This window comes from Rhodanobacter sp. DHG33 (genome assembly GCF_014843005.1).
In the GTDB taxonomy this organism is placed as follows: Bacteria; Pseudomonadota; Gammaproteobacteria; order Xanthomonadales; family Rhodanobacteraceae; genus Rhodanobacter_A.
This window is the reverse complement of sequence record NZ_JACYXM010000007.1, coordinates 51,509-64,668: the sequence shown is the minus strand read 5'-3', so window position 1 is coordinate 64,668 and position 13,160 is coordinate 51,509. Positions and strand designations below refer to the sequence as shown.

The following is a 13,160-nucleotide window of genomic DNA, read 5'->3' as shown; positions in this document are numbered from 1 at the left end:
GATGTGAAAACAAAGCCATTGAAGAACGGCAACGCGATACCCATATGCGGGGGATCGTCTTCGTTGCGAGGTTGCCATGTCCGACCTGTCCGTCTTCCCGATCGAACGCCGCTGGCCCGCGCAGCATCCCGACCGCATCCAGCTCTATTCGCTCAACACGCCGAACGGCGTGAAGGTGTCGATCATGCTGGAGGAGACCGGTCTGTCCTACGAAGCGCACCTGGTCGACATCGGCAACGACGAGAGCCACCTGCCGGAATTCGTGGCGCTGAACCCGAACGGCAAGATTCCCGCGATCATCGACCCGCACGGCCCGGGCGGAAAACCGCTGGGCCTGTTCGAGTCGGGCGCGATCCTGATGTATCTCGCGGAGAAGAGCGGCCAGTTCCTGCCTGCCGACATGGCGCAGCGCTGGGAGACGATCCAGTGGGTGTTCTTCCAGATGGCGTCGATCGGACCGATGTTCGGCCAGGTGGGGTTCTTCCACAAATACGCCGGCCGCGAGTACGAGGACAAGCGGCCGCTGGCGCGCTACGTCAACGAATCGAAGCGCCTGCTCGGCGTGCTGGACGAGCGCCTCGCGGGACGCACCTGGATCATGGGCGACGAGTACACCATCGCCGACATCGCCACGCTGGGCTGGGTGAACAATCTGATCACCTGGTACGACGCGCGCGAGCTGGTGGAGTACGACCGCTTCAAGCATGTCGATGCGTGGTTGCAACGCGGCCTGGCGCGGCCGGCGGTGCAGCGCGGCTTGAAGATTCCTTCGCGTTGACGCGCACACGGAGTCGCGGCCGATGGGCGACACGCTGCAGCGACTGATCGAGGCATTGGAGCACGAGCATTCGCCGGAGACCGAGGACTTGCGCGAGCGCATCGAAGCGCTCGATCGCCTCGATGCATTGATGCCAGCCATGGACGCCGGCGCTTTGCTGTCGCGCGCACAGGCGGTGCGGCAGCGACTGGAGGCGGCCAATGCCGTGCAGTTCGAAGCCATCCGCCAGGCGATACGCCGGGGCGAGGGTGGCGACCTGCTGTGGCACGGATGGTCCGCGGACGACGACGCGAGCCAGGCTGGCGATGCCTACGGCTGGCGCGACGAACTGGTCAGCGGCGTGCTGCCGTTCGGAGAGCCGGACGATGTCGCCGCACTGGCGCCGGAGATGGTGTTCTATCAGCCCACGCCGGCGCGGCATGTCTTCGACCTGCTCGATCGCCTGGCGCTTGGCGTGAGCGACGTACTGGTCGACCTGGGCTCGGGCCTTGGCCATGTGCCACTGCTCGCGGCGATCTGCACGAAAGCGCACGGCATGGGTGTCGAGATCGAGCCGGTCTACGTGCAGAGCGCACGCGCCTGCGCACAGGCGCTGCAACTGACAAACGCGGACTTCGTGCAGGGCGATGCCCGCGAAACGGATTTCGCCATCGGCAGCGTGTTCTACCTCTACACGCCATTCACCGGCAGCATTCTGCGTAGCGTGCTGGACGCATTGCGCGCCGAGGCCGGGCGGCGCGCGTTCCGCGTATGCAGCTTCGGACCTTGCACGACCGTGCTGGCTGCCGAGCCCTGGCTGATGGGCGAGGGTGCGCCCGCGCCCGACCGCATCGCGATCTTCCGCACGCGAGAGTGAGCGGCGCCTCGGTTTTGCCATCTGCGTTGCCTCGAAAAGCCCGCACACGGGAGCAGGGTGGGATGCCGGATATGCTCGCCCTTCTGCACGATAAGGAATCCCATGGACCGCAGAACCCTGTTGAAGACAGCCATGCTGGGCGCCTCCGCGCTCGCCCTTCGCCCCGTCTTTGCACGCACTTCTCTCGAGGCAGATGTCGAAGCCCGGCTGGCCGCGCTGGAACGGAAGCACGGCGTGCGGCTGGGCGCGGCCATCCTCGATACCGGCAACGGGCGCCGCTACGGACACCGTGCGGACGAACGCTTCCTGATGTGCAGTACGTTCAAGGTACTGGCGGTGAGCGCGATATTGGCGCGCGTGGACCAGGGCGCCGAACGACTGGACCGGCGCGTGGTGTATGGCCAGGACGTGGTGCTGTCCTGGGCGCCAGTGACCGGTCACCACGTGGGCGCACCGGGCATGAGCGTGGCCGAGCTGTGCCAGGCGGCGATCACCGTGAGCGACAACACGGCGGCCAACCTGCTGCTGGCCAGCATGGGCGGACCGTCGGCGGTGACGGCCTTGGTGCGGCGGCTGGGCGATCCGCTGACCCGGCTCGATCGCACCGAACCCACGTTGAACGACGGCGCCCCGGGCGACATGCGCGACACCACCACGCCGAACGCCATGCTCGGCGACCTGCGCGCACTCTTGCTCGGCGATGCGCTTTCCGCCGCATCGCGCGATCAACTTGCGGCCTGGATGCGCGCTAGCAGCACCGGCCTCGACAAGCTACGCGCCGGCGTGCCGGCCGACTGGCAGGCCGGTGACAAGACCGGCAGCGGCGCCCACAACGAAACCAACGATGTCGCGATCTTCTGGCCCCCGCACCGCAAACCGTTGCTGGTGACGGCGTACCTGGCAGGTTCGACCGTGGATGCGGCGCAGCGCAGTGCCATGCTGGCCGAAGTGGGGAGGATTGCCGCGTCGGTCTGAGTCCGCGCGGTCAGGGTTTCGCTAGCTATGCCCGCGCTATTGTCTTGCCGCTGCAGGTGAGTTGGTGATCTGCTGAGCTAAATTCTTACCTATGGCGGCCATATTCCATAATTGTTGATATCGAATTGACGGGCTAGTAGCGATGACCCATGCATACGATGCTTCATGGATGGTTGGTCGCCGTATTGAGCGTGTCGAGCTCTTCGAGCCTTCTCAGTGGCGCTTTGGACTTGGCGCTGAGATTGGCATCGGAGTCGAATGTCCATGGCGCCTTCGTAAAGACGGCCGCATAGCGATCAGCAGCGAGGATCATATGCAGAAATATGGACTGCCAAAACCTCTGGATGCTGTCGCAGTGGCTGGTGATTTATTTGCCGCGAGTTTGATCGTGCGGGTTGATATTTGCGACGGCTCTACGGATTTGCTTATTGGGCTCACTGGCGGCCTTCAGTTTGAGGTCCTTCCTATTTCCAGTGGCTACGAGAGCTGGAACATCTTCGGGCCATCCGGGATTCAAGTGATCGCACAGGGTGGTGGGGAGCTTTGTGTCTGGAACAAGTAAGCCATCGCTTCGCGTGCTTGGGATGCGCGCTTTCGATCCAACGTTGTGTAACGCTGAGCCACTTATGGGCTCGTGCCTATCCTTAGCAAGCGATGGTCAATCTTGACTACATCGGAGAAGAACATGCCTGCACTTGCCCGGATTCTTTCGGTACCCCTGCTCGCCATGCTGTATCCATTGTCCGCGGCTGCATGCGCGAACAAGTCGAATGATCCGGCGGAAGTCGTCCAGGCCCAGGTCGATGCCTACAACGCGCACGACGTCGCCGCGTTTGCTTCCTGCTATGCCGACAACGTTACCGTCACCGATCTGAGCGGCAAGCGCCCGGTGATTGCCGGCGTGGAGGCGCTGAAGCACGGTTACGCCTTTCTTGCGACTGTGCCGAAGGAGTTCCACGTGGCGATCGTCCAACGTGTCGTCAACGGCCCCATCGTCGTCGACCAGGAGCGGGTGATGGGTCTTCCGGCGGACAAGGGGCAGCCCGAGGCGATCGCGGTGTACGAGGTGCGTGACGGCAAGATCCAGCATGTGTGGTTTCCGCCGCGCGATTGATCCGGCGAAGGGCGCGGGATGCGATGGCGCCAGCCATTGATCAGTGGCGCCGCCCGAGTTCACGCGGCGCCATGTAACAGAGCGAGAGCGTCGACGGCGCTCCCGATATTCCCTGCTGGACGAATCGCGATGAATCAGTCGTCGTCTTCGACCGCTGCGGACTTGCCCGGCTTCAGCCGTCCCGACTTGCGCAGCGCATCGCGCAGCACGTACTCGATCTGCGCGTTCAGGCTGCGCAGCTCGTCGTCCGACCAGCGCTGCATGGCCTCCAGGACAGCAGCGCTGATGCGCAGCGGATAGGCTTTTTTCTCGCCGGCCATCTGCCGTCAGTTGTACAGCGTGCCGGTGTTGAGCACGGGCTGGGTGCCGCGCTCGCCGCACAGCACCACGAGAAGGTTGCTGACCATGGCGGCCTTGCGCTCTTCGTCCAGCTCCACCACGCCTTGTTTGCGCAGCTCCTCCAGCGCCATGCCGACCATGCCTACCGCGCCTTCCACGATGCGCGTACGTGCGGCGATGATGGCGCTGGCCTGCTGCCGCTGCAGCATGGCCTGGGCGATCTCCTGCGCATAGGCGAGGTGGCTGATGCGCGCTTCGGTGACCTCGACACCGGCCTTGCCAAGCCGCGCCTGGATCTCGTCGCGCAGGTGCGTGTTGATGTCGTCGCCGTGGCTGCGCAGCGAGGGCTGGCCGTTGTCGTGCGCATCGTAGGGATAGCTCTGCGCCATCTGCCGGAGCGCGGATTCGCTCTGGATGTGCACGTAGTTTTCGTAGTCCTCCACGCAGAACACGGCCTCGGCGGTATCCACCACCTGCCACACGACGACGGCGGCAATCTCGATCGGATTGCCGTCGCTGTCGTTGACCTTCAGCTTGCCGCTTTCGAAGTTGCGCACGCGCAGCGAGACGAGGCGCTTGGCATAGAACGGATTGGTCCAGCGCAGGCCTTCGTCGCGGACGGTGCCGGCGTACTTGCCGAACAGCTGCATGACCTGCCCGGTATTGGGCGCGACCTGGAAAAAGCCCTTGATCAGGAAGATCCCGAGCACTTCCAGCAGGATGCCGAGCGAGGCGTACGGGCCGCGCGAGAGCAGCAGGACGAGGCCGACGATGGCCACCGGTACACAGAGGCCGACAAACGGAATGCCGGCGATCGAAAAACCCTTGCGTTCGTTCATGGGTCATCCTCCCTACGAATGGGAGGATTAGATATCAAAATGATATCTAATTCAACATATGCTCGAGGACACCACACCAGCTGCAATCGGTTGAAGCCAGACAAACCGTGGCGCAAGGCCGTGGCCAGGCTGTTCCGCGATCTTGGGCGGGCTGGGGTTGCCGGGTGTCGAAAGCCTCGCTTGCACGGCTGGCGCTGTCGAAAGCTTCATGCACACGGTTCGTGCTTCGCCCACGACTCCAGTGGACAGCGCGCTCATGCTGGCGAGCATGGCGTCTGCCGTTGCCTCGACCGCATGGATGTTAAGCGGGTCTTTACGCGACGACTCTGAAATATCGACAAACGCTTGAGTAGGGTCGAGATGCGAGCGCGGTGTCATGGTTTCGCCGTGGAAGTGAAACGTGAAGCTGCAACAGAGCCGCGCTCGCACTCAATCCCGCAACGGAGACCTCCATATGAAAGGTTCAATCACGGCAGGGCTGTTGATTGCCGCTACGCTGACCATGTCGGCGTGCGGCAGGAGCGGCGAGATGACACCCGCTCCCGGGACTCCCAATAGTGCGGCGAGCACGCAGGCACCGGCTGCGACACCACCGCCACCAGCGGCCACTCCGAAAGCTGCGGCGACCAGCCCGGCGCCGGCGTCGGCAGCGACGGCCGGGAGCGGGGCGAACCCGCAGCACTAGGGATATCTCGAAAGTCTCGAAGCTGGCTCGCAGACCATGGACGGTCTGCCATGCCGTGCGCGCTCCGGATCGGTGACACAGGCAGCGAGCAAGGCTCGGCTCGCCGATCTGAAAGTCGCAGGAGGAAGAGAGGGGCACCAGAAGCCCGGCGACGAGGAGTCGGGATGAGGCAACGGCTTCATGCACTCATTCATCGCCGGGGTGGTACACACGCTCGGTGTGCCCCTCGAGCTGGTCGGGCCAGAAATACACCGTGCGCAGATTGCCGCTGGCGTAGCGTTCGGCTTCGTCGTCGAAATGTTTCGAAGCGGGAAGGCCGCTTTCGCCGCCAGCGGTGACGGCACGCGCGCTCACGCGCGGGCCGAATTCCACCACGGCCACGAAACTGTTGCCGCTGCTGCCGTAATACTTCTTCGTGCTCGGCCAGCGGTGCGCACCGAACGAGGCCAACGAACCCCAACGCGAGGATACGAAGGGCACCGGAAGGCTGGGTCTGGCGTCGTCGAAGTGTGGCGCGATGGCATCGTCCAGCCGCTGGAAGCGGTTGATCGCGCCCCAGGCCACGCCCCAGCTGCCGAAGTCGCTTTCGAGGCGGTCCACCGCCTCGTCCAGTGCATGCAGGCGCTCCTGCGTGCCGCCGTCGCGCGCCATGTAGTCGTAGGTCGGGATGCCGGCGGCCTTCGCCTTGGCCACGCTTTCGTCCCATAGCGTGTCGCCCCAGAACACTGCCAGCGAGGTGGGCATGGAGGCGATGCCCCAGCGGTAGTCCCAGTGGCGCAGCAGTTCGACCGGGCCGGCGAGTTTCGCTTTCAGCGGATCGTTGGCGGGCAGGGCGTCGTAGTCCTTCGCTAGGATCGGGACGAGCTTGGCGAACTCGGGAAGGTACGAGTCGAAGGCGTCGCTGATCAGCTTGGGCATACTGAAGCCGCTGGCACCGGTGAGCATGCTGGTGGCGTGGATGCCGCGCGGATTCTCGCCGGCAGTGTCCATGTAGCGCGGAAAATCGGCCTGCTTCGGGCTGTATTCGCCGGCGGAGGAATACGGCCAGTCGTTGGTGTTCATCGCCCAGCCGTTCGGCGGGTTCACCGCCTGGGGCAGTTCGCTCAGCGGCGTGAGGCCGTGCCAGTCGGTGGCCGGGTCGCTACCGTCCACGGGCTTGGTGTAGTCGAAGCGGTTGTCGCGCTTCGGCACGAACTGCGGCATCAGGAAGGCGATCTCGCCCTTGTCGTCGGCGAATAGCGTGTTGTTGGAAGAATTGGCCTTGAGCTCGGCCACTTTCATGTAGCTGGCGTAGTCGTGCGTCTTGGTGCGCAGCCAGCTTTGTTCGAGCGCGGCGACGGGTTTGTCCATCAGCGCTTCGGCGATCCACTTGTCGCCGTCGCTTTCCACGATGGGGCCGTGGTGGGTGAAGTACGCGGTGAAGCTGCGCGTTTTCATCGAGCCGTCGGCGGCGCGGTAGCGCACGGCGATCGCGTGCTCGGTCACCGGCCGCAGCTCCTTGCCGTAGCGGTAGAACGGCTTGCCGTCCTTGCGCACGATGGTCTCGGCGAATTCGTCCACCGCGTCGAGGCCGGTGGAGGTATGCATCCAACCGATGTGCTGGTTGAAGCCCTGGTAGACGAAGAACTGCCCCCAGGTCACCGCGCCATAGGCGTCCAGGCCTTCGTCGCTGGACATCTGCAGTTCCGAACGGAAGTAGAACGAGGTGTGCGGGTTGATCCAGAGCAGGGCGTGGCCGTCGGTGGTGAGCTTCGGCGCGATCGCGATGCCGTTGGAACCGGTGGGCTCGGCCCAGCTCGGCGGGGTCGCCTGCGCCAGTTGCGGGTGCGCGTCGCCGTAGAACGCGGCGAGCCGCTTGAGCGAGACGCGCTCGATGTCGCCGCCGATGCTGCCCTCGGTGAAGGAGAGCGCCATCCACGGCTCGAAATGCGTGATCACCTTCGGGTGCACGTCCGGGTGCGTGGCGAGATACCAGTTGAGGCCGTCGGCCCAGGCGTCCATCAATTTCTGCAGCCAGGCGGGACTCTGTGCGTAGAGCTTCTTCAGCTCGACCGGGTCGGTCCACAGCTGCTGGCGCAGATCCTGCCAGATCGCGGATTCGCCCTCGGCCTGCGCGGTCCAGCCCAGCGCGGTGAGGTAGTTCGTCTCCACGCGGTTGAAATCGTCCTCCGCCTGGGCATAGGCCATGCCGAACACCGCGTCGGCGTCGGTCTTGCCGTGCACGTGGGCGATGCCCCAGTCGTCGCGGGTGATGGTTGCCGCTGCGGCCTCTTGCTGCAGGCGCGCGTGTTCGGCGCTTTGTGCCGATGCCGCAGCGGACAGGCCGATGGCGAGCAGGGCCAGCCAGGGTCGGGTACGGCGCGGGCCGGAAGTCGAATCGCGGGTGGGCATGCGTGCGGCGTCGCTGCTGTTGGCGTCGGGGCATCTTGCGGCTGCCATGGCGATCCGGCAAGGCATGCAACCTGCCTTCAACGAACAGGCCCGCCATGTGGCGGGCCTGTTCGTTATGCGTGCCGTCGCAGCAGGTCAGTTGTGGTGATGTTCCTGTCCGCCGCCGCCATTGCTGCGCGCCGCAGGGTGCGAGTACTGCGCCGGGCGAGCCGCTGGCTGGTAGGCAGGTCGGGCATAGCCGCCCTGTGCCGGACGGTATGCCTGCGGAGCGGGGCGATACGCCTGCGGCGCCGGACGATAGGCCTGTTCGTGGTAGTAGTTCTGCGGCTGGTAATGCGTCGGGCGATAGCTGCCGTTGGTTGTCGGTCGGTAGTCCGCGGCGCCGCTTCGCGGCGCGTAGTTGGCCGAGCGCAGTTCCGCATTGTTCCGCGGTGCATAGCGTACGCCGCCCGGGCCGCCGTTGAAGCTGGCGCGGTTGGCATAGCCGCCGGCCACCGGCCTGTTGTAGACGTTGGTGATGTGGTTGGTGATGTGGTTCACCGAGCGGTTGTAGTAGAAGCCGCCGCCGTGCCAGTAGCCGCCGTCATAGCCGTGGCCACCGTAGCCGTAGCCATAGTTGATGCCGCCGTAGTAGCCCACGGTGCGGCCCCAGTAGCCGGTGTGGAAGATATACACGCCGCCGCTCCAGCCCCAATAGCCCGGGGTCCACAGCGCGCCGACGTAGGGCGGCAGGATCCAGGCGCCAGGCACCCAGTAGTACGCGTCACCGTTCCAGGCCCAGTAGCCCGGCGTCCAGATGTAGCCCGGCGCAGGGATGGCCGGCTGCACATAGACCGGCAGCGGTGGCGGGGCGATGTTTACCGAGACGAACACACCCGCATGGGCGCGGCCTGGCATGGCGCTGGCGATGGTCGCGGCAAGCAGGAACGCCGCGCCACGCGCCAGCCAGTGGCGACGCAGAGAAAAGTTGCTCGTGACGACGTTGGTGTTCATGGTGACCTCCCGGGTTGCTCGTGTGGGATCAATAACGCACTTGTGGCCGCCGTGGCGACGGCCGGTCGGCAATACGTTGGGCATCGTTCAGCGCGGGGCCGTCCGCTGATCCCGCCCGCGCCCCCGGAAGCCTTGCGGGGCAACGGCTGGCGGCATTCCGTATGGTGACTGAATGCGTGCCGCATACCGTGGTTTGCGCACGATAGCTGGTTCGCCGGGGCCAGCCGTGCCCATTTGGCGGCCGCGAACAAGTTCTATGCTCGCCCTTTGCTATCGATGACGGAAGCCGCGAGCACCAGGCCTCGCGCGCGAAGGATCGCAAGGACGGTTTCCGGGGATGGAGGGGCGGATTTCCGTGGCGCCGCTGCGCGCCGCGCAATCGCGGCCGGCCCGTGGTTCTGGTTCCCCTGCCGGTCGTGTGATGCACCAAGCAACCAGTACATCACCCACGACAAACAGAGGAAAGGACTATGTATACCCGATTCGAACGTAACGGTCCGCTGACCGAACTCGCCAGTTACCCGCAATGGGCGCAGGACATGGTGAGCGATTGCGAAGCTACGCGCCGCAAGGTGCTGGAACATGAAATCTGGGCGCGGATGATCGCGCTCGAGCTGGACGACGAGTCCACGTACAACTTCATGGCCGGCCTGTGGCCTTTCATCGAACGTTTCCCCAGCTACATGGCGCTGAACTTGCTGAAGACGCGCTATGGCCGCAGCGAAGGCGACGACAAGGCGCGGCGCTGGCTGGTGCGCAATATCCGCGTCGAGCAGAACCATGCCGAGTACTGGCTGGACTGGGCCGAAGGCGCCGGAGTGCCGCGCGAGGACCTACTGCGCAAGCCGGCGCCGGCCGGCACCGACGGGCTGTATCGCTGGTGCGAGGAGATCAGCTCGCACGGCTCGCTGGCGGCAGGCATGGCGGCCACCAACTACGCGATCGAGGGCGCCACCGGCGATTGGGCGCACCTGGTGTACGCCAGCGAGAAGTACTGCGACAGCTTTGCGCCGGACGTGCGCGCCGCGAGCCTGCGCTGGCTCAAGCTGCACGCGGCCTACGACGATACCCACCCGTGGGAGGCGCTGGAGATCGTCTGCACCGTTCTGGGCAGCACGCCTTTGGCGGCGGACGTGGCGCATCTGCGCGAGTGCATCGAACGCAGCTACATGTGCATGATCCTGCTGGGCGACCGCTGCATCCGCACGCACCGCGAAGGGCAGATCCTGGAAGGCGTGGCGGCCTAGAAAGCGGCTGGGGGGTGACGGATCGCCCACTTAGGTGTATTGAGAACCCAGGTATGCGGGTCGGCACAGGGACGTGCCGCCTGCGATGTGGCACGCTGATGTCCAGGCGGCGAGGTCGGGTGCGGGTAGAGTTAGGCCCGCCAGGTCGCGGAAAACGTCATGCTGCGGATCTGGAGCTCCGCAGCAGGGGGCATGCCTTTGATCGCAAATTTGCAGCAGCCGTTGTGGCGACGCCTGATGCCGTTGGCCTGGGGGCTGGCGGCTGCCGTCGTGCTGTTGCTTGCGTTGACCTGGGGCGTGCTGCAGGTGCAGGTCACGCTCGCCGGTTTCCTCAACAGCGAAAGCGTGTGGTCGAAGGCGCAGAAACAGGCGGTGATCGACCTGGACCACTATGCCGCGCTCGGTGATCCGAACGATCTGGCGGGCTTCCGCCGCAACTACAAGGTCCTCGCTGCCGATCGCTGGGGGCGCGACGCGATCATGGGCGGCAACTACGACGCCGCGCGCGTCCATCAGGTGTTCGTGCAGGGCAATATGCTGCCGGCGGCCGAGGGCGGCATGACCTTCATGCTGGCGCATTTCTCGGATGCGCCCTACATGGCCCAGGCCATCGGTGCCTGGCGCTCCACGGATGCCTCCATCGACAAGCTCAACGTGATCGCCGACGAGCTGCAGCGCGCCTACGCGAAGGGCAAGCCCGATCCTGCGGAAGTCGACCGCTGGCGCGAGAGCATCGTGGCGATCAATGCGGACATCGAGCCGCGCAGCAACCGTTTCTCGCTGCAGATGGTGAGCGGCGCGGTGTGGCTGAGCCGCATGCTGTTTGCGGCGGCGCTGCTGGCGCTGCTGCTGGTCGCCGCGTTGTGGCTGGGTATGGCGCGGCGCGTGTTCAATCGCATACGCGGCAGCGAAGAGCGTTACCGGTTGCTGTTCGAGAGCGCATCGGCGGCCATCGTGATGGTGGACGAGGCGAGCGGCAGCATCCTGGAGGCGAACAGGCTCGCCTCGGCATGGACGGGGCGCGACTTGGCTTCATTGCTCGGTGCGCGTTTCGACGAACTGTTCGTGCCCGGTTCGACCCACACGGTCGGCCCCGCGCTGCTGGCCACGCTGGTCGGCGGCAGCGGTTCGCAGCGCCCGGTGGAAATGCAGCTGAGCCATACCCTGTGGGGGCGGCACACCGTGCGCCAGGTGATCATGCGCGATATTTCCGAGCGCGTGGCGCTGGAACGCGAACGGCGCGTGGCGGCCGAAGCGCTGGCCAGCATCGCCGAAGGCGTCATCATCGCGGACGCCGAGCGGCGCGTGATTTCGGTCAATGCGGCGCACGTGGAGATCACCGGCCATACCGCGCAGATGCTGGAAGGCGTGCGCTTCGACGCATTGCGCAGCATGCCCGACGGAACGCCGTTGCCCACATCGATCTGGTCGGGCATCGCCGGCGGCCGCCACTGGAGCGGCGAAGTGCAGGGGCGGCGCGCCGACGGCAGCACTTATCCCGAACAGCTCAGCATCAGCGCGATCCGCGACGCGCAGCGCCAGGTGCTGCATTACGTGGCAGTGTTCAGCAACATCCACGCGTTGAAAGCCCAGCGGCGGCGCCTGGAGCACATGGCCAGCCACGACGCGCTGACCGGATTGCTCAACCGTTCCGAATTCGAGCGCCGCTGCGAGTCGGCCATCGCCGCGGCTGCGCGCACGCGTACCGCGGTGGCCGTACTGTTCGTCGACCTCGATGCGTTCAAGGTCGTCAACGACAGCTACAGCCACGCCATGGGCGACCGCCTGCTGCAGAAGGTCGCCGAACGCATCGGGCGCCAGCTCGGCAACGGCGATGTCGCGGGCCGCATCGGCGGCGACGAATTCACCGTGCTGCTCGACAGTCTCGAGCTGCGCGAGGACGCCGGCGCGGTGGCCGAACGCCTGCTCGCCAGCCTGTCCGAGCCGGTGATAGTGGATGACTGCGAGCTGGTGCTGAGCGCCAGCATCGGCATTGCCGGCTACCCGTTGGACGGCGGTGATGCGCTGACCCTGATCGCCAACGCCGACGCCGCGATGTACGCGGCGAAGAACAGCGAGCGCAACACCTTCCGCTTCTACACGCCGATCATGCAAGCGGATGCGCGCCAGCGCCTGCTGCTGGTGTCGGAATTGCGGCGCGCACTGGTCGAGGGCGAATTCAAGCTGTATTTCCAGCCCAGCATCGAGATGCACAGCGGGCGCATCGTCGCGGTGGAGGCGTTGTTGCGCTGGCAGCATCCCAAGCGCGGCGAATTGCCGCCGTCGGAATTCATCCCTGCGGCGGAAAGCCTGGGCCTGATCCGTCGCATCGACGAATGGGTGCTGCAGTCGGCCTGCGCGCAGATCCGCGCATGGGACCGTGCCGGCATGCCGCCGATCCGCGTCGCCGTGAACGTCTCGGCACGCTGGTTCGGGCATGCGGGTTTCGTCGCCCACCTCGACCGTACCCTGCAGGCGCATGGCGTGGCGGTGGGGCGGCTGGCGCTCGAGATCACCGAAGGCACCATGTTGCGTCTGGGCGACGACACCGAGCGCACCATGCGCGCGCTGCATTCGCTGGGCGTGGAAGTGGCCATCGACGACTTCGGCACCGGCTATTCCTCGATGGCCTATCTCAAGCTGCCTTCGGTGACGCGGCTGAAGATCGACCGTTCCTTCGTCACCGGCCTGCCGCAGGGCGTCAACGACGTGGCCATCGTCGAGGCGATCATGGCGATGGCGCGCAGCCTGGGCCTGGCCACCATTGCCGAGGGCATCGAAACCGAGGCCCAGCACGACTTTCTGCTGCGCATCGGCTGCGACGAAGGCCAGGGTTATCTGTACGCTGCCGCGCTGCCGCCGGCGGCCATCGAGCGCATGCTCCTCCCGCGCCCCCGGCAAGGGCCTACGCCATTGAGCCTGGTGCCGCCGAAGCGCAGCTGA

At 65.6% G+C, this 13,160-nt stretch carries 11 protein-coding genes; 7 read left to right on the top strand and 4 right to left on the bottom strand.

Going from position 1 to position 13,160, the window contains the following annotated elements; translation table 11 throughout:
• Positions 1–76 precede the first annotated feature (76 nt).
• The 5 genes from IHE46_RS14385 (at position 77) to IHE46_RS14365 (ending at position 3,723) form a co-directional block, all read left to right on the top strand.
• Positions 77–778 carry a glutathione binding-like protein gene (locus IHE46_RS14385; protein ID WP_192165350.1) on the top strand — a complete coding sequence of 234 codons (702 nt, stop codon included), beginning with the start codon at positions 77–79 and terminating at the stop codon, positions 776–778.
• 22 nt (positions 779–800) lie between these two features.
• Positions 801–1,634, top strand: a complete 834-nt coding sequence (locus IHE46_RS14380; RefSeq protein ID WP_192165349.1) for a methyltransferase domain-containing protein — start codon at positions 801–803, stop codon at positions 1,632–1,634.
• Between the two features lie 102 nt (positions 1,635–1,736).
• Positions 1,737–2,609, top strand: coding sequence for a class A beta-lactamase (bla, locus tag IHE46_RS14375; RefSeq protein ID WP_192165348.1), 873 nt, complete (start codon positions 1,737–1,739; stop codon positions 2,607–2,609).
• A 142-nt stretch (positions 2,610–2,751) separates the two neighbouring features.
• Positions 2,752–3,171 carry a DUF6188 family protein gene (locus IHE46_RS14370; RefSeq protein ID WP_192165347.1) on the top strand — a complete coding sequence of 140 codons (420 nt, stop codon included), beginning with the start codon at positions 2,752–2,754 and terminating at the stop codon, positions 3,169–3,171.
• A gap of 123 nt (positions 3,172–3,294) precedes the next feature.
• Positions 3,295–3,723, top strand: coding sequence for a nuclear transport factor 2 family protein (locus IHE46_RS14365; protein ID WP_192165346.1), 429 nt, complete (start codon positions 3,295–3,297; stop codon positions 3,721–3,723).
• A 134-nt stretch (positions 3,724–3,857) separates the two neighbouring features.
• Here the strand turns inward: IHE46_RS14365 and IHE46_RS14360 are convergent, their stop codons facing one another.
• From IHE46_RS14360 to IHE46_RS14345, 4 genes are all read right to left on the bottom strand, one after another.
• Entirely contained in the window at positions 3,858–4,043 is a 186-nt protein-coding gene (locus IHE46_RS14360; RefSeq protein WP_192165345.1) for an Arc family DNA binding domain-containing protein, read from the bottom strand.
• Between the two features lie 6 nt (positions 4,044–4,049).
• Positions 4,050–4,901: an SPFH domain-containing protein gene (locus IHE46_RS14355; RefSeq protein WP_192165344.1), complete on the bottom strand. Its 852-nt coding sequence runs from the start codon at positions 4,899–4,901 to the stop codon at positions 4,050–4,052.
• 871 nt (positions 4,902–5,772) lie between these two features.
• Positions 5,773–7,977, bottom strand: a complete 2,205-nt coding sequence (locus IHE46_RS14350) for a penicillin acylase family protein (protein ID WP_192165419.1) — start codon at positions 7,975–7,977, stop codon at positions 5,773–5,775.
• Positions 7,978–8,112: 135 nt separating this feature from the next.
• On the bottom strand, positions 8,113–8,970 hold the full coding sequence (locus IHE46_RS14345; protein ID WP_192165343.1) for a YXWGXW repeat-containing protein: 858 nt from the start codon (positions 8,968–8,970) through the stop codon (positions 8,113–8,115).
• 470 nt (positions 8,971–9,440) lie between these two features.
• Here IHE46_RS14345 and IHE46_RS14340 point away from each other — a divergent pair, with 470 nt between their 5' ends.
• The gene (locus tag IHE46_RS14340; RefSeq protein ID WP_192165342.1) at positions 9,441–10,217 is read left to right on the top strand and encodes an iron-containing redox enzyme family protein; all 777 of its coding nucleotides are present in this window, start codon (positions 9,441–9,443) and stop codon (positions 10,215–10,217) included.
• Positions 10,218–10,409: 192 nt separating this feature from the next.
• Positions 10,410–13,160: an EAL domain-containing protein gene (locus IHE46_RS14335; protein ID WP_225563072.1), complete on the top strand. Its 2,751-nt coding sequence runs from the start codon at positions 10,410–10,412 to the stop codon at positions 13,158–13,160.

Coding starts and splice junctions, on each gene's coding strand:
- IHE46_RS14370 (WP_192165347.1), top strand. CDS start 2,752: ATGACCCATGCATACGATGCTTCATGGATGGTTGGTCGCCGTATTGAG.
- IHE46_RS14345 (WP_192165343.1), bottom strand. CDS start 8,970: ATGAACACCAACGTCGTCACGAGCAACTTTTCTCTGCGTCGCCACTGG.
- IHE46_RS14355 (WP_192165344.1), bottom strand. CDS start 4,901: ATGAACGAACGCAAGGGTTTTTCGATCGCCGGCATTCCGTTTGTCGGC.
- IHE46_RS14385 (WP_192165350.1), top strand. CDS start 77: ATGTCCGACCTGTCCGTCTTCCCGATCGAACGCCGCTGGCCCGCGCAG.
- IHE46_RS14365 (WP_192165346.1), top strand. CDS start 3,295: ATGCCTGCACTTGCCCGGATTCTTTCGGTACCCCTGCTCGCCATGCTG.
- IHE46_RS14340 (WP_192165342.1), top strand. CDS start 9,441: ATGTATACCCGATTCGAACGTAACGGTCCGCTGACCGAACTCGCCAGT.
- IHE46_RS14350 (WP_192165419.1), bottom strand. CDS start 7,977: ATGCCCACCCGCGATTCGACTTCCGGCCCGCGCCGTACCCGACCCTGG.
- IHE46_RS14335 (WP_225563072.1), top strand. CDS start 10,410: ATGCCTTTGATCGCAAATTTGCAGCAGCCGTTGTGGCGACGCCTGATG.
- IHE46_RS14380 (WP_192165349.1), top strand. CDS start 801: ATGGGCGACACGCTGCAGCGACTGATCGAGGCATTGGAGCACGAGCAT.
- bla (WP_192165348.1), top strand. CDS start 1,737: ATGGACCGCAGAACCCTGTTGAAGACAGCCATGCTGGGCGCCTCCGCG.
- IHE46_RS14360 (WP_192165345.1), bottom strand. CDS start 4,043: ATGGCCGGCGAGAAAAAAGCCTATCCGCTGCGCATCAGCGCTGCTGTC.